The sequence below is a fragment of the Candidatus Thiodiazotropha sp. AKIB8 genome, assembly GCF_058244675.1.
Map to the genome: position 1 here is coordinate 173,689 of NZ_JBSYOO010000041.1, position 19,714 is coordinate 193,402.

18 protein-coding genes are annotated in these 19,714 nt (G+C 47.9%); 9 read left to right on the plus strand and 9 right to left on the minus strand.

The features are described 5' to 3' along the window. The first annotated feature begins 336 nt into the window (after positions 1-336). The gene (locus tag AC4IFB_RS14610) at positions 337-1,809 is read left to right on the plus strand and encodes a formate dehydrogenase subunit gamma (RefSeq protein WP_490780538.1); all 1,473 of its coding nucleotides are present in this window, start codon (positions 337-339) and stop codon (positions 1,807-1,809) included. Between the two features lie 12 nt (positions 1,810-1,821). Here the strand turns inward: AC4IFB_RS14610 and AC4IFB_RS14615 are convergent, their stop codons facing one another. Further along, positions 1,822-2,241: a hypothetical protein gene (locus tag AC4IFB_RS14615; protein ID WP_490780539.1), complete on the minus strand. Its 420-nt coding sequence runs from the start codon at positions 2,239-2,241 to the stop codon at positions 1,822-1,824. A 710-nt stretch (positions 2,242-2,951) separates the two neighbouring features. On the opposite strand from AC4IFB_RS14615, the gene AC4IFB_RS14620 reads away from it, so the two are divergent. From AC4IFB_RS14620 to AC4IFB_RS14635, 4 genes are all read left to right on the plus strand, one after another. After that, positions 2,952-3,386 (plus strand): c-type cytochrome, encoded by a 435-nt coding sequence (locus AC4IFB_RS14620; protein WP_490780540.1) that lies wholly within the window; start codon positions 2,952-2,954, stop codon positions 3,384-3,386. 74 nt (positions 3,387-3,460) lie between these two features. Next, the gene (locus tag AC4IFB_RS14625) at positions 3,461-3,898 is read left to right on the plus strand and encodes a DUF302 domain-containing protein (protein ID WP_490780541.1); all 438 of its coding nucleotides are present in this window, start codon (positions 3,461-3,463) and stop codon (positions 3,896-3,898) included. Continuing rightward, positions 3,895-4,491 (plus strand): TlpA family protein disulfide reductase, encoded by a 597-nt coding sequence (locus tag AC4IFB_RS14630; RefSeq protein ID WP_490780542.1) that lies wholly within the window; start codon positions 3,895-3,897, stop codon positions 4,489-4,491. The genes AC4IFB_RS14625 and AC4IFB_RS14630 overlap by 4 nt, the downstream gene beginning before the upstream one ends. A gap of 231 nt (positions 4,492-4,722) precedes the next feature. Beyond that, positions 4,723-5,139, plus strand: coding sequence for a c-type cytochrome (locus tag AC4IFB_RS14635; protein ID WP_490780543.1), 417 nt, complete (start codon positions 4,723-4,725; stop codon positions 5,137-5,139). Between the two features lie 30 nt (positions 5,140-5,169). Here AC4IFB_RS14635 and AC4IFB_RS14640 read toward each other — a convergent pair whose 3' ends face one another. The 6 genes from AC4IFB_RS14640 to AC4IFB_RS14665 all read right to left on the minus strand — a co-directional run bounded on the left by AC4IFB_RS14640 (position 5,170) and on the right by AC4IFB_RS14665 (position 12,209). After that, positions 5,170-5,925 carry an ankyrin repeat domain-containing protein gene (locus AC4IFB_RS14640; RefSeq protein WP_490780544.1) on the minus strand — a complete coding sequence of 252 codons (756 nt, stop codon included), beginning with the start codon at positions 5,923-5,925 and terminating at the stop codon, positions 5,170-5,172. 51 nt (positions 5,926-5,976) lie between these two features. Continuing rightward, complete coding sequence (locus tag AC4IFB_RS14645) at positions 5,977-6,885, minus strand: sulfurtransferase (RefSeq protein WP_490775669.1); 909 nt, start codon at positions 6,883-6,885, stop codon at positions 5,977-5,979. Beyond that, positions 6,885-7,817, minus strand: a complete 933-nt coding sequence (locus tag AC4IFB_RS14650) for a metal ABC transporter solute-binding protein, Zn/Mn family (protein ID WP_490780545.1) — start codon at positions 7,815-7,817, stop codon at positions 6,885-6,887. The genes AC4IFB_RS14645 and AC4IFB_RS14650 overlap by 1 nt, the downstream gene beginning before the upstream one ends. A 23-nt stretch (positions 7,818-7,840) precedes the next feature. Continuing rightward, complete coding sequence (locus tag AC4IFB_RS14655) at positions 7,841-8,452, minus strand: hypothetical protein (protein WP_490780546.1); 612 nt, start codon at positions 8,450-8,452, stop codon at positions 7,841-7,843. Beyond that, positions 8,452-9,570 carry a NapC/NirT family cytochrome c gene (locus tag AC4IFB_RS14660; protein WP_490780547.1) on the minus strand — a complete coding sequence of 373 codons (1,119 nt, stop codon included), beginning with the start codon at positions 9,568-9,570 and terminating at the stop codon, positions 8,452-8,454. The genes AC4IFB_RS14655 and AC4IFB_RS14660 overlap by 1 nt, the downstream gene beginning before the upstream one ends. A 287-nt stretch (positions 9,571-9,857) precedes the next feature. Then, on the minus strand, positions 9,858-12,209 hold the full coding sequence (locus AC4IFB_RS14665) for a multiheme c-type cytochrome (RefSeq protein WP_490780548.1): 2,352 nt from the start codon (positions 12,207-12,209) through the stop codon (positions 9,858-9,860). Positions 12,210-12,817: 608 nt separating this feature from the next. Here AC4IFB_RS14665 and lon point away from each other — a divergent pair. Then, complete coding sequence (gene lon, locus AC4IFB_RS14670) at positions 12,818-15,205, plus strand: endopeptidase La (protein WP_490775703.1); 2,388 nt, start codon at positions 12,818-12,820, stop codon at positions 15,203-15,205. Between the two features lie 99 nt (positions 15,206-15,304). On the opposite strand, the gene AC4IFB_RS14675 is transcribed toward lon, so the two are convergent. After that, entirely contained in the window at positions 15,305-15,559 is a 255-nt protein-coding gene (locus tag AC4IFB_RS14675) for a hypothetical protein (protein WP_490775664.1), read from the minus strand. Between the two features lie 703 nt (positions 15,560-16,262). Here AC4IFB_RS14675 and AC4IFB_RS14680 point away from each other — a divergent pair. The 3 genes from AC4IFB_RS14680 (at position 16,263) to AC4IFB_RS14690 (ending at position 18,703) form a co-directional block, all read left to right on the plus strand. Then, positions 16,263-16,763, plus strand: a complete 501-nt coding sequence (locus AC4IFB_RS14680; RefSeq protein WP_490775663.1) for a type VI secretion system tube protein Hcp — start codon at positions 16,263-16,265, stop codon at positions 16,761-16,763. 219 nt (positions 16,764-16,982) lie between these two features. Next, positions 16,983-18,179, plus strand: a complete 1,197-nt coding sequence (locus AC4IFB_RS14685) for an NnrS family protein (RefSeq protein ID WP_490780549.1) — start codon at positions 16,983-16,985, stop codon at positions 18,177-18,179. A gap of 170 nt (positions 18,180-18,349) precedes the next feature. Further along, complete coding sequence (locus tag AC4IFB_RS14690; RefSeq protein WP_490775661.1) at positions 18,350-18,703, plus strand: sulfur globule family protein; 354 nt, start codon at positions 18,350-18,352, stop codon at positions 18,701-18,703. An 81-nt stretch (positions 18,704-18,784) separates the two neighbouring features. Here the strand turns inward: AC4IFB_RS14690 and AC4IFB_RS14695 are convergent, their stop codons facing one another. Beyond that, positions 18,785-19,531: a sulfite exporter TauE/SafE family protein gene (locus tag AC4IFB_RS14695; RefSeq protein WP_490780550.1), complete on the minus strand. Its 747-nt coding sequence runs from the start codon at positions 19,529-19,531 to the stop codon at positions 18,785-18,787. Positions 19,532-19,714: the final 183 nt, after the last annotated feature.

Genomic DNA, 19,714 nt, shown 5'->3' on the forward strand with positions numbered 1-19,714 from the left:
ATGGTGAACATAGACGTTTTCTCTAAGTTGAAAATCTTGGCAGGCAAATTACATTGCAAATAAAACAGCAACAGATGAGATAACTAAATAACAGAATATAAAACCCCAGGTCGTCAGTTGGTAGAGATCATCAGATACAAGCCAACCCTTACATAAATGCGAGTTCCAAATAACACCTGAATTTGTTTTTTCAGCATACAGAGCCGGGCAAGCTCTGGATGTTCAGGGAAACCTTATGTTCATCTTCCTACCTGAGTGACTACAATATCAAATAGGTCAGTATGGTGTGATCAAGTTATTAGATATCCCTGAGTGTTAGCAAGGTAAAGACCCAACATGGCAATTAGTAAAATAGACTGCTGCCACTCTACTCGTGGCTTTATATCAAATTTATTGTCTGCACTCTGCCTGATAATTGTGTTCTCCTTCTCTGCCTTAGCCGAGACCGGCTTTGAGGATCCTAACGATCCCGGCTTACTTATCCCCTCCCAAAAACCAAACAGCAGTTGGTTGGAGGCTATCGGTCCAGGACAGGGCCCAGTGCGCCGTAACTCTGTAAATTCAGATGCACATGAAAAGGTTAAATCGTTCTATCACGCTCGTTATTGCCTCAGCTGTCATGAGGGACAGCAGAAAAACCTGCATTATGCTCGCACTAACCTGGTATGCCGGGACTGTCATATTTCGAAACCTGTAGCCGGTATAAACAATCCCAACGCTGCAGCTTATGCTAAACATCGCTATGAGAAAGTGTGCGCTAAGTGTCATGAAGGGGCCGGCCCTGGTATGGGTAGCTATGTGATTCATGAGAAGCGCCCGTGGTCAGATCAGACTCGTGAAGACTTTCCTGCCCTCTATTGGTCAACAATGTTGATATTCGCTCTAGCTGCAGCGGTATTTCTCTTTTTCATGCCCTATACCTCAGCCTGGGCATGGCGCGAGATCAAACTCTATTTAGCAAGCCGGCGTGAAGAAGATCAACCGCTTGAGAGCTCTTTACTGATTGAGCGTTTCACCCGCGGTGAACGTTGGTTACACACCATTCTAATCATCTGCTTCATGGCTCTTTCGGTGACCGGAGTGGCATGGATGTACATCGAAACCGGACTGGGTAAGGCATTGGCGTGGCCTCTTGGTGGGGCTGAAGGTGCTGTATGGGTGCACCGCTTGTTTGGCTTGATCCTGATGACTGTTTTTGTCGCCCACATTGCCTACCTGATCCGCTCTACACTGAGCGGCAAAGCTGGCCTCCTAAGCGGCCCGGACAGCCTGGTCTGGAGCTGGAATGATTTCAAGGCTGTACACCAGCATATGGCATGGCTGTTTGGACGCAGGGAACACCCGGTGTTCGACCGTTGGTCATGGTGGCAGAAATTCGACTACTGGGCAGTTTGGTGGGGGTTGGTTATCGTTGGCACCACCGGCCTGGTAATGTTCGATTCAGTCGTTACCACGACTATACTGCCGGGGTGGATGATGAATGTGGCCCGCTGGGTGCACAAAGTGGAAGCAATATTGGCCATGGCTCACATCTTCATTGTCCATTTTTTCATCGAGAGTTATCGCCCCAAGGCCTTCCCATTGAACGCCCACATATTCCATGGTGCTGCAGAACTTGAGGCACTGGAGCAAGAACATCCCGCATGGATCGAGCGAATGCGGGCCGAAGGTAGATTAGAGGAGCGTATCATCACTCAACCGCCCCGTAGTGTACAAATCGTCTTCTTCAGCTTTGGCCTTGCAATGGTAAGTCTGGGTCTACTGTTGCTGTTGGGTATGATGCTCTTTGCGCTGGATTTAAGCTTTTAGGGAAGTCCAGGATCATAACTTGGGACAACGGGTAAAAGTGAAGTTGTAGGTTTTATCTTTCCAGGCCCCACCCCAGATACGGGTAAGCTTCATCTCATTCCCATCCAATTGCATTATTTCAGTCACTGGTGATCCCCAACCCCGTACTGTCTTGGCCTCACACTCTGTATAGCCATCATTGCAGGTGAGATCCGCCTCGTAAGTTCGCCCACTGCGACCACCACGGATAAACAGCTTCCCTCTCTTAATGCTGTAGTGGGTGATCATACGCTTCTTCACACGACACCATTCCCCTATGAGATCCGTAGGCACTACGATCGGCTCTGATACAGCAGGCTCCAGCTTAGCGGTTGAGCACCCATGCACTGCAAAAACAGTAACCAGGACCGACAGCCAGGATCGGTGAACCGATGGTTTTTCAAACAGAATCACACCACGCCTCCTGATCAGTAATTTACAGTTGGGCCACCCGTGGTGGGTACTCCCATAAGATGGATAAGGATCATACGCCGTCTCCTCCAGTGGGTAAAATTGGGGTCGGTCAGCACTGCTGCCCCGAAACTTTCAATCTTCTGAGAACAACTCTGAAAGCCCCTCTCCCTTTACGGGAGAGGGGTTGGGGAGAGGGTGTACGCGAAGCGTTTCATGTGGTTGAAAAATAAACCGCACTGATCGTTCATATTTATCTTGCTGATTGTTGGGGAAAATAGGGTGTTTATTCCTGGTATTGGAGTAACATTGCCTGGGCAGAACATAATCTCACTACAGCTCACATATCCTTTCAGCAATTGACTGGAACGGTCTGTTCACACCAATCGGGATCAATGGAACGAATCGTTCAATGCTTTACCCGTAACAGATGCTCATATGCAACTTCTACAATCTCAGCAGAGCAAAAAACATCCAGCTATCAGCTCTTGTAAAACCTTGTGATTCCCCGACATTCCACACTAAGAAGCACTTTAGCGCTGCCGATACACTTGGCTTTATTACTCTCTTCCTCTTTAGGCCTTACACCGGCATAAATATTGCGTTCATATTAGTTTGATCGGAGTTCACATCTCTTTTTTCGATTGGGGTGAATAGTTACCAAAAGAGATCTTTTTCTCTGTCTCAACACATTATTGCTTTAGGAGTTTTTAATGAAGAAGTTTGCTCTTGTTGCGTTAGCTGCTGCTCTCGCTCTACCTATAGTTAACGTTCTCGCAATGGATAGCGGTATGGCAGAGGGTGACGCCAAAATGATAAAAAAGATGGTTAAAAGAGGTAAGAAAGTTGCCATCAAACAGTGTTTCGCCTGTCATGACATAACCAAAGAGAAGCAAAACAGAGTCGGACCGCCTTTGTGGGGCGTCTATGGCAGGGCTGCCGGTGCGGTTGAAGGCTATCCATATTCCGAAGTACATTTGAGCAAAGCGGATTCTATTGTTTGGGATGAGGCTACTCTCGACGCCTATCTGCAGGATCCAAAGGCACTCGTTCCCGGTAATAAAATGGCATATCCGGTCGCCGGCCTGCCTGTTATGAGTGAAAAGCAACGTAACAATGTAATCCTATTCTTAAAGTCACTAAAGTAATCATTCCTCATCTATTAACCCGGCAATCGAATAGTTTATTTCAGCCACAGTGAGTCAGCCTGCAGAGAGGAATCATGAACCATTTTAACACCCGGCTTTTTGTAATTGCTTTGCTCACCCTGCTTATGGCCTCGCCGCTATCGGCCGCTGATGGCAGTGTCATTAAAATCGAAGTTAAAAGCTCCGCTACTGAGACCGTGGAAAGCCTGAAAAAGCTGATTACGGAAAAGCGTTTTAAAATAGTTTCTGTACATAATCATGGAGATGAAAAAACTGTAAAGCAGGTCATTTCATTCGAAAAAACAGATCATAATGCGCGCATTATGTGGCATGATCCTGCCGCCATTCTGGAGCTGCCCCTCAAGATTGCTGTTTTTCAGGATGACGTCGGCACTCAAGTGGTCTATCGTAAACCTTCGGCTTTTAGAAACAGCTATAGCTTACAAAACTGTAACCTGTTGGATGAACTTGACCTGGTGATGGCGGAGTTGGCTCAGAATGCAAGCCAGTGACTCGATTTAAACTTCACCTCATCTCCCCCATCCTGCTTGGACTTCTTGCACTTCCGTCGACTGTGGTCTCTGCGCCGCAGTCACCTGAAGTGTGTGAGAGCCGCGCTTTCGATAGCGGTATGTTTCGCGCTTACACCAATCCGAAACCTGTATCCAAACATGCGTTTTCCACCAATGGCGGTCGGCAGATCAAGCTTTCCACTCTTCCCGGCCCTCGTGCACTGCTTGTCAATTTCTGGACTACATGGTGTACGCCCTGTAAAGAGGAGATGCCATCCATGGATCAGCTTCAGGGACGCATTTCTCCTGCCCAGTTATTGATTCTACCTCTGGTTCGGGATGGCAAAGGGTTGTCGGAAGCGAAGCGTTTTTATAAATCCTTTGATATCACCAATCTTCCTGTTGCAGCGGATCGATTTGGAAAGATCTCCTACGACCACAATATTGGTGCACTACCTCAAACTCTCTTTGTCGATCAAGGAGGACTGGTAAAAGGGATTTTGACTGGTGCTGTAGATTGGGAGAGCAAGCCAGTGTTGGAATTATTGGATAGTTGTTTGAATATAAAAATTGAACAAGATACGGCCATATAACAATCTCTGATTAAAAAGGCACTTACCATGTCAGTCGATAGTACAAGTTAGATGCTACACATCAATGGGATCAGATATAGCCAGTCCAGTAAACAGTAACTTCAGCCTACTTTCAGGTCGCCACATTGACTAATGAATAGAAATTTAATATCACCAATCAGCAGACTGCTGAGTGAATTCAACCCATCAAATATTTAAAAATACAAAATGAAATATTTTAGAATTTTTAGCTTGAGTTTATGCCTCCTCCTGCCATCAATACTCCTGGCCGATGATAATGTGGAGGAGACCTACCTCTATCGAACCAACATGATGGAGATCTCTGCTAACCACCTCAAGGCATTGAAAGGTTATGTGAATGGGTCATTGGCAATCAAAAATCATATCCCGACCCACGTGGACGCACTATTGACCCTGAACAATATATACCAGGATCTATTCCCAGAAGGGGAACAGCACCTTGAGTCTGAGGCTATGGGTGTAATCTGGAGTGATCCACGAGGATTTCAGAGCGCCATTCAACATAATCGCAAGAGGATCATGGCCCTCAAACAGGTTGACCCCAATGACATGCAGACAATGAAACGCGCCGTTAACGAAGTTCGCATGAGTTGCGGGGATTGCCACTCTTATTTCAGGGAGCGTTAACAAAAAGGCAGCCATATAAACCAGCTGCGGCTACTCTGCGGCAGCACTCCTGCTGTTACACTTCAGCAGGGTTATCATCTCCTGGTTTTCCAGTTTGCCGGCAAAATCACAGGCATCCACTTCTGTTTTATCCATTTTCAGATAATCTGCCGCCTTCATTGTCTGAGTGGTGTCCGCACCGTTATCAAGAAGCAGTGTAACCAACGGCCTATTCCCGCTATTGATGGCGTACATGAGCGGCGTAAGGTCCTCTTCACTCACCCTGTAGTTGACGTCAGCTCCATTCTCAAGCAAAAGCTTAACCGCTTCGATTTTCTCCTCACTGATAGCCTCTTGCAGCAGTGTTCTACTGAACATAGTCGTGACATTCAGATCCAGCCCGAGTTTAATTGCCTCTTTCAACTGTGCATCCCGATTCTCAACGCCTGGCTCATATAACACATGCTGAAGTAGCTCACCTTTCTCTGTTGCCCCTATATAGGCTTCACACCCCGCTTCAGAGCCATTGTCACAGGCAAGCTTAGTATATTTATAAGCTTCAATAACGTCTTTGGAGTTAATACCGAAATTAGGCTCCCCATCGAAATAGGCTGAGGCCAATACGAGGCAGAGCTCGCCGTTCCCCCTTGCAACGCAGTACTCTTTTAACTTTTCACCCGCTTCTTCGAAGCGCTGCTGTGAAACAAGGGAGACAATCTCACTTTGCCAGCCAGACGGATTGCCTGTCGCTGATGATGCGGTAATTAGAACCAATAGCGCAATAAATGCAATAACACCTTCTTTCATGGTTTTCCTTCTCAAACTTTAACTAGGTTGCTATGTAACAAGTCTAAAACACTAACCAATCGGACCACCCATATCATCGGTGCTGTCGTGCATCTCCCCACCCCAATCGATCCACTCCACCAGGGAGCCGTCGTATAGTCGGGCCATTGGATTTTCTAATATCCGATGCAATACAAACCAACCCAAAGCTGCCCAGACACCAGTATCACTGAATGTGGCGACCGCACCTTTGGTGGGAATATCATAACGTTCAAACTCCCGTTGAATGATTTCCGGGGACAAGAACCGCCCTGTGTCACTATCCAACAACCGTTTAGGTGGAATTCCAACACTATCGTAAATCGTACCGCCTTCTGCCACCTGTGGATCTCGCTTATAACCGTCAAAATAGAGAGTGGGCCGAAAATCAATCACAGGTTTGTTATCACTCAACAACTCTTCTACGCGGCTGGAGTCGGCCAATAGATCATGCTGAAAGCTGATGTTGCATACCTTTGGCTCTATAGATGAAACATCTTTAACCAGGTCATGAGCAATCAGCGACTCAATACCGCCATCCAGCAGAGCGACCTGTTGAAAGCCGGCCACCATCAGACTCCAGAGAACACGAGTCGCTTCTGCAACCTGTTTGGATTCTCTTGCGGAACCGATCACGACAATCGATTCGGAACCCTCTAATCCCAGGCTGCCCAATAACTTTGCCAGTTGTTTCTCGTTCGCCAAATAGCCGGGCAGCCCGTGTCGCTCAACCTGCCAATCAAGTGCTTTAAAACCAGCCCAACGCGCATCCGGCCAGTGACCATGCATGAACTCTGCACGGGATCTGACATCCAAAACAACAACCTGATGACTGTTTTTGGAGAGCCAATCACCATCAACCAATGCAGGGAACAGAGCAGCATAAAGGTGGAAAGGCCAGAGCCCCCCCAGCAGAACCAGGGTACGGAACAGCAAAGACATTACGTACGTTTCATACAGCTATTCAGCTTGGATGCCAAATCGCCAAACCACTTAAAGTAACCTCCCGTGGTAATAGGCATTTCCTGACCGGCAGGATCCAGAACAACACTATTCAAACCGGCTTTATCTAATACAGATTTTAACTGTTGGTCCAATGGTTCCGCAGCAACCACACAATTAGCGCCCCGGGTTTTGGCCTTATCAACTATATCCTGGGCACTTCCACCCGCTGGAACTGTTGTTAGCTTATAGCGCTGCTCAAGGTATTGAAATTCATCCTGTAAGACCACAAATGGATCTTTACTGACATCATGCAACAGCTTGTTAACCCGAATATCCAGTTCCCATAGGGCCTGAACAATCTGATCCGAATTACCCTGGTATGCCCAGTGGTTACGTTGATCCAGCCCCTGAAAAACCATCGTTACAGCCTCCAGGGTTGCCATTGCATTCAAAGGGTCAAGCCAGTAGTAGGTGTCTATCTCCCCTTCGGGTCGAATGGTTTGTACCATGCCATATCCCTTCCCCAAAGACTCCATGTGTGGATCTTCATCTTCATTCGGTCCTCTCCAGTCTACCGGAGTTCGTTTGGCCAACTGGTGTACACCGGCAGCGTCAATCAAGGAAACAGCCGCCTGGCCGGACTCCACCAGCTGTTTCCCGAGTTCGGGCTCTAATGTCCCACCAGTCCAGAAAAGAACTGTAAGATCGTTTGGGATTTGCCAACGCTGCTTCTCATCTTTCGACACCAACAGGACTTCCACTGGGCTTCCCCAAGCCAGAGCAGACGCCAGTGTGAACATCGGGGGCTGTGTAACGCCCACTCGGAATTTAGCTTTTGGCGTCTCCTTTACAGGCATATCAGCGGCGACTACCGATTGAGTAAACCCCAAACAGAAGAACGCAATACTTAGTACAATCAATCTAGTCATAACCACTCCAAACCAACTGCCCACTATTTGCTCACCGGGTCAATAGCACTTGCCGCCTGGCTATTTTTTGCCATCTGGCCTTTCACTTTTACCAGCAGCTCTTTGTATGGTCCCAACTCGGCTAACGCGAGGTGGCGAACCCCGCTGTGAGAGTTAAAAGTAAGAACAATTTTGTTTCCACTCTCCATCTGCTGGAGGATGGTCTCTGTGACCTCAGGGCTGATCATCAGGTTATTGCCTTTTGGGGCGGTAATCTCATGACGACTCTGTTTATCAATGCCGATAGAGACTGTCGTTCCTTCTTTGAATCCCAGGTAGGTTGCAACCACAAATCCAACAGCATCGGGGGAGAAAGCTGGCCCCAACTGAACAAAGTTCTTGGTTTTCCACTCGCCAAACTGCTCGATATGAAACATGCGGCAGTAGACCTTGCCATCATCCATCTCGTCGCAAGTCGCTTTCCATGTACCTGCCCGCGCTTCAAACAGATGATCCCGCCTGGTCATCGAGATGGGCATCTGTTGCTGCGCAAGAGCGTCTTGTTGCATCGCTCTCTCATCTGCCTCTTTTGCTAAAGCAGTGGTAACGGCTCCGATCAGAGAAACCAATAGAGCCGAGATAAAAAACGTCCTCATCAATCCGCCTCCGCATCATTGCGTGCACCACGTAACACCCAGTTGCTGACCAGTTGCAACTGCTCTGGACTCAACTTGGTGTAACGGCGCATCTCTTTCAGATTATTTCGCCAATCGAACATGATCCAGTTGTCCCTTGGAAAGGTTTTGTGACAGAGGTTACAGTCCAGACCGTGGAGATCGGTGACATAGTTCCAGAACTTATCTTCATCAGGCCCGAGTGCTGAGCGGGGTACCCAGCCGGTGAGCTTGATATGGTTCCATGTCAGCTCATACTCCGGTTCAAGCTTACTGCCTATCTTTTCCACACGATCCATGCCATCAAAGCTCATCTTGGCTAGAATCACAGCACGGTTGAAATCGATAAAGATCTGACTGCCCTCCTCCCGATCCCAACCTTCGCTGAAAACCTGAACCCACTCTCCTTCCTGTTTGACAACGATTACGGGCGTACCACCATAGACGGTAGCCAGAAGCTCTTCTCCGCCTGGGGTAGCCTTCATTTCCACTTCATTCAGAATCACAACTGCCTTTTCGGCCAGTTGTGCACTAAGGGCGTCAGCCAGATATGCGCTCTCCATCTCCCCATAGAGCTTCTCCATGTCAGGCAGATTATGTGCGATCCCTTTATGACAATTGATGCAGGTGGCCTCCCCACTCATCAAATGTTTGTGCATTTTTTGCGCCTTTGCAGTCTGTTTCTCTGTAACCATAGTCTCGTTGGTATGGCAGTTGCGGCACTCACGGGAATCACTCTCTTCCATGGTGCGCCAGACGTTCTGTGCAAGCTGTAGTCGCTGCGCCTCAAACTCTTCAGGGGTATCAATGGAACCTAAGGCCCAATGGTACAACTCTTTGGTAGCCATGATTTTGCGCATCAACTTTTGAGGCCATGGTTTCGGTACATGGCAGTCTGAACAGATTGCAGGAACCCCCGAGGCATTATGTGCATGAGCCGATTGCTGATACTCCTCTTTCACCACACTCATTTCGTGGCAGGAAGTACAGAATTCATAGCTGTTGGTGTATTCCATAAAGGTATTGAAACCGCCCCAGAGAATAATGCCGGCAACGATACCAACAGCAAGAACCGACCAACTGAAAGCTTTCTTAACCATCACATTCCTACCGATTAAAGGTTTGAGTTTCGTTTGAAGAAAAGAATCATCACTCCATGCCTGATCGATGATTCATTCGGGCAAAATATATCTTGTACAAATAGACCAATTCTCTGACCAGCAGCATGATAGAAGCTGTTCATAATCCTAGAGGCCATATCAAAATCGTTGCGTTCGTTAATTTTGATATGGAGTCTAATAAAAACCAGAGAGGGGTGAAAAAATGGAGCCAGCCCAGAGGACTGGCCCCACACAATCAGGTGATAATCACCTGTTACAATCTGCCCTTACTTCTTCTGTGCAGCAATCGCCTTCAGAGCTTTCTTCATGAACTGCTGGTGTTCAAAGCTATCCATAACGCCAGGTTGGGATACCTTATTCCAGAATTCAGGATTGAAGCGCTCTTCATGACAGCCGAGGCAGACACCAGTCTTCTCAATGGCGTCACGCTTCTCATCAGGCAGAGGACCGGTCAGCGGCCAGTGAGAGCCTACGGAGCTCAACTGCTCACCATCCTCAGTTACGATTGCGGACCAATCGTAGGTCAGGCCGGGAATACCGGGAATCTGAACCTGGGTTCTCTGAGGAATGATATTGCCAGTGGCTGAGTCCTTCAGATCGAGGACGAAGTCCTTGTCAGCCCCCAACAGGAAGCGACCACCTTCAACACCATAGCCCAGGGCCTTGGGGTTGTCGTGACAGGACTCACAGCTACGGGCACTGCGGCCAGCGGTGTGAGGCTGTACGGCTGCGGTGTCGATACCCGGGCCTTCAGGAGTTTCCCAGATCTTGTTGTTAACCAGAGTCTTGCCATCTTTGTCGATAACCGTGGTGGTTACCTGACAACCAGGCATCATAGGGCTAACACGGCCTTCACCGTTGATACCGAGAACCGGAGTCTCCCAACGCAGGTAGGAGCGGGTCTCCATGACTTTACCTGGGCTCTTCATACCATTAGTGCCCGGAGGCGCATCAGGCGTCAAACCGGTCTTGGGATCACGATTGCTGGCATTGACGAGCCAGTCAGTACCCTTATTGTCTTTCGAGTAGTCGACCGTGACGTGACAACCATAGCACTGTGGAACCCAGTCGGCGTGACAAGCGTAACACTCCATATTGTTTTGGTGCTGAGGAATCAGAAACATGGAGACCTTGGCCAGCGTCGACTTGAAGGTACCTTCATCGCCAATACGTTTCAGCAGAGGTGCTTTGAAGTCGAGACCGTTCGCAGAGTGAACAATAACGTCTTTGCCCTTCTTGACTACGTTACCCAGTGGATTGCCGCGTGCAGAGAGCAGGAAACCGTCCTCGGGCTCGTACTGAGTCGCGTCTTTCATATACTCGGGCCACTTATTGGCTAGACCACGTGCTTTGGTGTTGGCGGTCGGCAGACCATCTTTCATCTCACCGAACTCTTCACCACGACCCAAGGGAAGATCCCAGGGTAGCTTGTTGAAGGTACCATGGCAGTCTTCACATTCGACCTCAACCTGAGCCAGGGTGGTGCCGGGGATGTTGCCATCGCCATGAAGGTCGATAGTGGTATGACAGTCCTGACAGAGCATGCCACCCTTCGGGTTACCTGCAAGGGAGTTCATCTCGTGGTGGAGATCCTCTTTGATAAACAGGTAACGCTTGGTGTGCATCTTGGGCTGCTTCTTACCCTTCTCATTGAAAGGAGAGCCGTAAGGCGCTTCCATGATGCCCTGATAACTCACACCAACACGCTTACCGCGGTTGTGACAAGAGACACAGGTTTCAACTGGAATACCAGAGTATTCAACCTCACCAACCTTAACTTTGGTCTTACGGGTGCCCTGCATGCGATGAGTCAGTACATGACCGGCTTCATCCTTCTTGATGGTCGGGTCACCACCTTCGTAAAAGCCATCATTTGAGTAAGGTACGTGACAGGCAGAACAACCGGAACCCCGGTAGTCACCACGCTTATCGCGACCAGTAACACCAACGTGACAACGCTGACAGTCATGACGGGAGTAGGTAAGACCAGCATGGTTGGGATTGTCGGTCAGCTTTTCCAGATCTACCTGAGGCAGCTGTTTCAGACGCTTCGGCATCTGATCAGGATGCTTCTTGACGAAGTCTTTCATGTACTTCTTATAGGCTTTGGTACCGACCAGAGGCACAGGACCATCTTCGTCCATGATGTCATAGTTACCCCAGACAACCTTCATGTCTTTCTGATAGCCCCAGGACCACATGTTACCTTGCAGCTTACCCGCTTCAGTATTCATCAGGGATTTGTTCAAACGATCAAAGTAGCCGGAGTGACACTGACCACAAGCCTGGTCGTTGACAGGCATCGCACCAGGATCTGGTAGGAAGTTTTTGGGACCGCCCTTTTTTGCGAGGTCGGAGGGGGAGCCCATATGAGCCTTCATTTTGTCTGCTTCTTCAGCTGGGTTGCCACCATGGCAGACCACGCAACCTGCGGGATCACCCATTTCAGCTCCCATCTTCTCAATGTCCTCCTGCATGACACCGTCACTAAAGCGCTCAACGCCTTCATGACAAGCCAAGCAAGCTTTACCTTTGGCCTCAGCGATGGGGACGAAAGAGTTTCCTCCGCTCCCCCATGCGACTAACGCCACTACAGCTAGTAGTGCTAGGCGTTTCATTATTTGACTCCCGATTAAGTAAAAAACATCTGCTTCCTAGCGAGTGGAAGCGGCGACAAGGGGCTTTTACCCTTTCAATCTTTTCTAAGTTGAGTACGGACTGCGTGCAAATAACACACACGCTGTAATCGCAAGATCTATACCAATACTTTTTTCAGGGGTTTGGGAGAGTCGGAATCCAACAAAAAAACATCTGAAAAATTGTGCTAAATACAGGGTGGCCGGGGGTCAGAGAAGGACAAAGAATCTACCTATTTAGGGTAAATCGACCTACTTCAAAAGAGAACGATTCGTATCAGGGGAGAGCGTGATTCAAAAACATTGAACGAATCGTTCAACCCCGCATAATATAAGTGAATGAACTGTTCCAGATAATCATCCGATTAACCTGACGGGTAGATGCTGACTGAACTGTATAATTGGGGGATATATCCACTCCCAAAGAGCAATTCCACCTCTGCCCGCTTGCAACCGGCAAATCCGCCCCCATATCAGTTCGATAGCTTTTCTTAATTCAAAAATTAAACGGCTAGTGGGTCGTATGATGATAAATGCGATAACTGCCAGACCAGCCAGACATAGAGTAGGACTAACCAGTAGGTAGCATGATGTCAGAAGAAGAAAACAGTGTAGATGAGGGTGTTGAAGTCATTACCGGCCATACCCTGGCCCGCTCGAATGAAGTATTGCCGAACCTGATCCATATACTGCCCGTATCTGCACGCCCATTCTTTCCTGGCCAGGCAGTTCCCCTGTTGATGGAGCAGGAGCACTGGGAAAGCACCATGGATGAGGTTGCTAACTCATCACACATGCTTCTGGGTGTTGTGCTCTCATCCGCTGACTCAGCGGAGTCGGCCACCCCCGACTCCTTCAAGAAGATCGGTACCGTTTGCCGGGTCCACCGGATTCAGCGCTCTGAAGGGAGACTGCAGGTCCTGGTTGAATGCCTGCAACGCTTCAGATTCGTGAAGATGGTAAAAAAGGGCGCGCCATTCACCGCCCGTATTGAGTATATTCCAGAACCATCCAGCGACAGCAAGGAGATCAAACCCTATGCTGTGGCCATCATCAATACAATCAAAGAGCTTTTACCTCTCAATCCGCTCTATGCCGAGGAACTACGCATGTTCCTCGATAGATTTGGACCGGACGACCCTTCACACCTAACCGATTTTGCGGCCAGCCTGACCACCTCAGATAAGTTTCAACTCCAGGCGGTTCTGGAGACTGTAGAGCTGCTGCCGAGAATGGAGAAAGTACTAGAGTTGCTCCATCGTGAGCTTGAAGTGGTAAAGGCTCAGGCCTCGATTCGTAAAACCGTCGAAGAGCGCATGGAGAAGCAGCAGCGTGAATTCCTGTTACGAGAGCAGCTGAAGGCGATCCAACAGGAACTTGGCATTGAAAAAGATGACCGTACTGCAGAACTCGATAAATTCCATGAACGACTGGAAAAGCTGAATCTCTCTGAACAGGCACAAACCCGTGTCGACGAGGAGATGGACAAACTGGCTGTGCTTGAACCTGGCTCACCTGAATATTCAGTCACCCGAAACTACCTGGACTGGATTACCCTGCTGCCATGGGGCATAGATTCAGAAGATAAACTTGAACTGCAATCTGCACGAAAAACTCTGGATAAAGACCACTATGGATTGGAAGATGTCAAAGAGCGCATTCTCGAGTTTCTCGCACTAGGCATCATGAAGGGTAAGATTGCCGGCTCAATCATTCTGCTGGTTGGTCCACCTGGCGTGGGTAAAACCTCTATCGGACACTCCATAGCAGAAGCTATGGGCAGGAAGTTTTATCGCTTTTCAGTTGGCGGCATACGTGATGAAGCCGAGATCAAAGGCCATCGACGCACCTACATAGGAGCAATGCCTGGTAAGTTCATCCAGGCCATGAAAGACGCTGGAACCGAGAACCCGGTGATCATGCTTGATGAGATCGATAAAATCGGTGCCTCCTACCATGGCGATCCGGCATCAGCCCTACTTGAAGTTCTCGATCCTGAACAGAACAGTGACTTTCTTGATCACTATCTGGATCTGCGTTTTGACCTTTCCAAGGTGCTCTTCATCTGTACCGCGAATCAACTCGATACTATCCCCCGCCCCTTGCTGGATCGCATGGAGACGATTGCACTTTCTGGCTATATCGCCAGCGAGAAGTTACAGATAGCTCGAAAATATCTGGTACCCCGTCAACTCGAAAGAGCAGGTCTGAAACGTCGCGACATCAAACTCAACAGCCCGGTTCTGCGTGCCATTATAGAGGGCTATGCACGGGATGCTGGAGTTCGAAGACTTGAGAAACAGATCGGGAAAATAGTACGCAAAGCTGTTGTAAAATTTCTTGAAGGGGTCAAAAAGCCAATCGAAGTAACCCTGGAGAACCTCGAAAGTTATCTTGGCGGCCCAGTATTCAAAGATGAACGCAATCTCAGTGGAGCTGGTGTCGTGACTGGCCTTGCATGGACAGCGATGGGTGGTGCGACACTCAATATTGAAGCGGTTGCAACCCACGAATTCAATCGTGGTTTTAAACTTACTGGCCAACTTGGCGATGTGATGCGTGAATCTGCCGAAATAGCTTATGGCTACATCGTCAGCCACGCAGAGGAGTTCGGCGTTGACCAATCCTTCTTCAAAAAGGCCTTTATCCACCTACATGTTCCTGCTGGTGCAACACCAAAGGATGGACCTTCGGCAGGTATCACAATGGCATCCGCACTACTCTCTCTTGCCAAGCAGAAGCCAGTACGCAACATTGCAATGACTGGTGAGTTGACCTTGACGGGACAGGTTTTTCCAGTTGGGGGTATCCGGGAAAAAGTAATTGCTGCAAGACGTGCCGGCATCAAGGAGCTGATCCTTCCTGAAGATAATCGAAGCGACTTTGAAGAGGTGCCTGAACATATACGCAAAGGACTTAAGGTTCACTTCGCCTCAGTCTATGAAGATGTGATACCAAAACTATTTCGCAGCAGTTAGCAATTGTGGTTTAGTCTAAAGTCACATTTCTAATGTAGCGCCATCGCCGTTCAGATACGATCTGTCGGAAAGCGTATCATTAACGGAAAACACTCTATTTCAGGATGGGTTTCTAGCACAATCAGAATCATCACAGATAGAGTCAAAGCGGGTAATTTTGAGCCAACTTTGTATACGACAGGCTATACACTGGCCCAACTCGTTAATCATACTGATCATGATCCCGGTTATGATCAAAGACCAGAAGACGGTATCAATCCATGCATAATGGGTAAGGCCTTCCAGGCCGTAGACCATATATGACATCAGGCCAAAGAACATAGCCAATATCAGTCCAAGAAGTATTGGTAACATGTCAAACTCCATATAAGCAGAAATTAATTAGTATATTAGCAGAGACTAAAATTAATAATATATTCTGATATCAACTACATGGACAAGTTCATGAAAATTTACAATATCCTGGCAATTCAATCAGATAGCTCCTTTCCACTTTGATGTAAACCACTCAGCGGCTTGAGTATCGCAAAGACGCAGCGAACGCTAAAGGAAAAGCATATAGTCCCTTTTGATTATCAGCAAAACCTCAGCAAGCATTTGCAACCGATATGGTTGTTTGGTTTGATTTCTAATCTCAGCTCCGTAAATCAAGCACAGACCATTGAGGTTAATCAGCAAGATAAAACAGCTTTCCTTCACCCAGGTATATTATTGACAAAGTATTACCTGTATACCCAAACAAACATCCATCAACCAAACTATAAATAGAGAAAAACCATTCTCTATTTACTAAAAAATACCTACATAAACAGATCGCCTCACGCAGGCTGTCGAATGCGATGTGACATGTTGAATAAGATTAATGTGCAATATTTCCTATCTCACTTTTTGATCTGCATTTAGATTAATGACCAACACAGTAAGTAGCACTTTTTTGAAGGGTACTGACAAAGGACGATCCAAAAAAAAATTTAAAAATCAGGTAGCAGACAGGATTTCTCTGACTTTCTGAATTGTTGAAACAGCGTTGTTATTTTAATACTGATTGGAGATTAACATGATCAAGGGTAAGAACTTATTTTTCAGCATTGTACTACTGAGTATTCTGAATCCATTAACTACTTCAGCACAAGCAGGAGAACTATTTCTCACAATTGAGTTTGACGACGGAAGTATACAAAGAGCAACCATTGATGAATTCAAGCTTGGCCTTGAAGGTGATGAACCAAAGATGGCCCTTCTTTTACCTGCTGTGCAGGCTGCAAGAGAAGCCGCCAGACGCATGGAGGACGCAGTCACAAAGAATGAAAAAATCCCAACAATCATCTTACAGACCACTGCAGAAAATACCCTGTACCAATGGAGACTACAAAATGCAATGGTGAAAAGTTACTCAATTCATGGAAGCAGTTCTGCAGGAAACACAGCGCCAGTTGAAAGCTTTTCATTTTATTATGATAAAGTTGAAGTCTCCTATAACGGCGAATCCAAACACTACGATTGCAGTTCCAAAACCTGCATTCTAGAAAAGAACACAAGTGGTAGAACGATCTATTGATCCTAACTGCTAATCCTAGTGTGGTGCGTCATTTTAGAAACTAATATCGTTCACCATCGAGCATGGATGCTCGATCATCCTCCTTAAGGCGTAGATATTAACCCGCCCCCCCCTTTACAGGTAGATTCAACCTAAGGCTTCCTCACCTTTGATATGCATCAAGGCCATTGGCCGTAACTGGCCCTAAGGTTGGACGGACTATCATCACCGGTAATCAACTTGGCCCTCATACCCTTGGGTGAAACCCCCGCACCATCCAAACCACCCCAGGGATTTGTCCCCTTCGCCCTGGGGTTTCGTCCTTTTTTTGCATTGGCTGCAATTTCCGGACTATTGCTGATGCTACTCTGGCTCTGGTTCAGGTTGAGCACTTCTGCACCGAACTACTACAGCTCTATTGGCTGGCACAGTCATGAGATGTTGTTCGGCTTTAGCATGGCCATAATAGCCGGCTTTTTGCTTACTGCTGTACGCAACTGGACAGGCATCGATACACCAACGGGTAAACCACTGGCCCTGCTTGCACTGTTATGGGTTGCGGGCAGAGTGCTCCCCTTTATCCCATCTTTACCAACCTGGCTGGTTGTTTGTGTCGATTGGTTATTCATCCCTGCACTGATCATCGCCCTCACCAATCCCCTGATAAAAGCTGAAAACCGGGTCAACCGGCTCTTCATTCCTCTGTTGGGCGTAATGGCCATAGCCAACCTGCTATATCATCTGGAGGGTTTGGGGTTTACCCAAACGGGCCAGGATGGTATCTCACTGATGCGCAATATGGTGCTGCTATTATTGATCTTCGTCGGTGGTAGAGTTCTACCATTCTTCACAGAGAAAGCGATTCAGGGCGCTGCACCTCAGTTCAGCAAACAACGGGAACAGATCATCTACACCCTGTTCACCCTCTGGATAGTTGCTGAGTTATTGTTACCGCAAAGCTGGCTTATCGCCCCACTGGCCCTAGGCGTTGCATTCACTCAGGCTTGGCGCCTCTACGACTGGTACCATCCGGGTATATGGCAACAACCGATGCTGTGGGTACTTTTTTGTGGACTGGCCTGGTTGATCCTAGGTTTTCTGCTGAAAGCAATGGCACTATACGATCTCTTTCCGAACAACCTGGCAACACATGCGTTCACTGTTGGCGCCATTGGAATCTTTACCCTGGGCATGATGGCCAGAGTCTCCCTCGGGCATACTGGGCGTAACATTCAAGCCGGTAAATCCATTACCATAGCCTTCATCCTGATCAATATTGCTGCGGCCATACGAGTATTGCTGCCTGTCACCGGCCTACTCAGCTATCAGGCCTGCATCACGTTGTCCGGGTCTATCTGGTCACTCAGCTATCTCTTGTTTGTTATCGGCTACATCCCCTTACTATTGAGACCTCGTATTGATAGTCGCCCCGGTTGAGCCCCTCTAACTAGCTCTAAAACCCTGCCTATAGAGACAGGCTATAAGATTTAATAGCCCGATAGATAATTAGTTGTTGAATATTTAAGTAAATACTAATATTCTTTCGCTCCATGAGTAAGCAGTAACTACTTGTACATTTTTTAAAACTAATTTTTGAGGAATAACTCATGTCCAAAATCGTAAAAATCGCAGCTGCTGCTGCTTTGATCGCCGCTTCTGCTTCTGCTTCTGCTTGGTGGGGCAACCCTTGGAACAACGGCTGGGGCAACAACGGCAACAATGACTTCATGGGCGACGGCTTCGGTGACGGTGATTTCTCTTTCAACATGAGTGGAAATGCTCGTGGCGCTGGCAACGGTTATGGCCGTGGCAACAACAGCTACTACAACCGTCCTTACTACGGTTATGCTCCTTATGGTGCTCCTTATGGCGCTCCTTACGGTGCTCCTTACGGCGCTCCAGTAGCTCCTTATGGCGCTCCAGTAGCTCCAGCTCCTCAGCAGGCTCCTGCTGCTCAGTAATCACTTTCCAGTGATCACTGTGGAGTCCGTATAACCGGACTCACTAGAAAAAGGCGGGCTTGATGCCCGCCTTTTTTACTTTCAAAAGAAGAGTAATTTTAAGATAAAAGCAGATAACGCAATATAGAGCACACGTCGTATCAGTGTCTCACCATGAGAGATAGTTGTATGAGCACCCAACCAGCCTCCAATCGAGTTACCGATTGCGAGTCCAAGCCCAGTCCACCACAGCAGTTCCAGGTTTGTAGCAAATACGCTTAATGCCACTACGGTATAGACCAGCACAATAAGCACTTTATGCATATTGACCCTAACCAGGTCCAATCCGAGTACCTTGTGCAGAATCGGCATCAGAATAAAACCTACACCGATTTGAATAAATCCTCCCCAAAAACCAGCCCCAACCATCAGGATATGGCCTGCTAGCAGGTTTTTTGCTTTTTCATCACCTCCACTTGGTTTCACCTTGTCATGACCAGTGGCCATTAGCAGCATGACACCGACCATTACCAAGGCAAGTACGCGATCAAACCAGACACCTTCGAGGTGAACGCCAAGAGAAGCGCCACCAATTGCCCCTACCGAAGCGGCACCAGCCAGACTGAAACCCAACTTGAAATCCGAGTACCCAAGACGCCTGAAGGCCGTCACTGCTGTGATATTCTGGGCTAGAATAGCGATGCGATTGGTACCATTTGCAACGGGCGCTGGAACGCCCATGAACAACATTACCGGAACAGTCAATAGTGACCCGCCACCGGCCATAACATTGAGCCAACCCGCCGCAATGCCTACCATGGCAAGCACAAGAATCTGCCAGATTTCCAAACTTCTACCCTACCTGTAATCCTCAATGGGCTATCAGACTAGCAGAGTTGATATTAAAGCGGGTAATGACGGTTAAAAAAGATCTAAATCGGCCGATACACTCTGGAGTAGCTACTATTTCCCCTTTTGCAGCTCTGTTAGGGCATTGGTAGATTCAAATGCTCCTTGAATGCCAACAGGATC

What these genes read in the sequence shown, in the direction of transcription:
- AC4IFB_RS14675 (WP_490775664.1), bottom strand. Translation starts at nt 15,559, where the DNA reads ATGTTACCAATACTTCTTGGACTGATATTGGCTATGTTCTTTGGCCTG.
- AC4IFB_RS14665 (WP_490780548.1), bottom strand. Translation starts at nt 12,209, where the DNA reads ATGAAACGCCTAGCACTACTAGCTGTAGTGGCGTTAGTCGCATGGGGG.
- AC4IFB_RS14640 (WP_490780544.1), bottom strand. Translation starts at nt 5,925, where the DNA reads ATGAAAGAAGGTGTTATTGCATTTATTGCGCTATTGGTTCTAATTACC.
- AC4IFB_RS14660 (WP_490780547.1), bottom strand. Translation starts at nt 9,570, where the DNA reads ATGGTTAAGAAAGCTTTCAGTTGGTCGGTTCTTGCTGTTGGTATCGTT.
- AC4IFB_RS14680 (WP_490775663.1), top strand. Translation starts at nt 16,263, where the DNA reads ATGATCAAGGGTAAGAACTTATTTTTCAGCATTGTACTACTGAGTATT.
- AC4IFB_RS14690 (WP_490775661.1), top strand. Translation starts at nt 18,350, where the DNA reads ATGTCCAAAATCGTAAAAATCGCAGCTGCTGCTGCTTTGATCGCCGCT.
- lon (WP_490775703.1), top strand. Translation starts at nt 12,818, where the DNA reads ATGTCAGAAGAAGAAAACAGTGTAGATGAGGGTGTTGAAGTCATTACC.
- AC4IFB_RS14620 (WP_490780540.1), top strand. Translation starts at nt 2,952, where the DNA reads ATGAAGAAGTTTGCTCTTGTTGCGTTAGCTGCTGCTCTCGCTCTACCT.
- AC4IFB_RS14645 (WP_490775669.1), bottom strand. Translation starts at nt 6,885, where the DNA reads ATGTCTTTGCTGTTCCGTACCCTGGTTCTGCTGGGGGGGCTCTGGCCT.
- AC4IFB_RS14650 (WP_490780545.1), bottom strand. Translation starts at nt 7,817, where the DNA reads ATGACTAGATTGATTGTACTAAGTATTGCGTTCTTCTGTTTGGGGTTT.
- AC4IFB_RS14655 (WP_490780546.1), bottom strand. Translation starts at nt 8,452, where the DNA reads ATGAGGACGTTTTTTATCTCGGCTCTATTGGTTTCTCTGATCGGAGCC.
- AC4IFB_RS14610 (WP_490780538.1), top strand. Translation starts at nt 337, where the DNA reads ATGGCAATTAGTAAAATAGACTGCTGCCACTCTACTCGTGGCTTTATA.
- AC4IFB_RS14625 (WP_490780541.1), top strand. Translation starts at nt 3,461, where the DNA reads ATGAACCATTTTAACACCCGGCTTTTTGTAATTGCTTTGCTCACCCTG.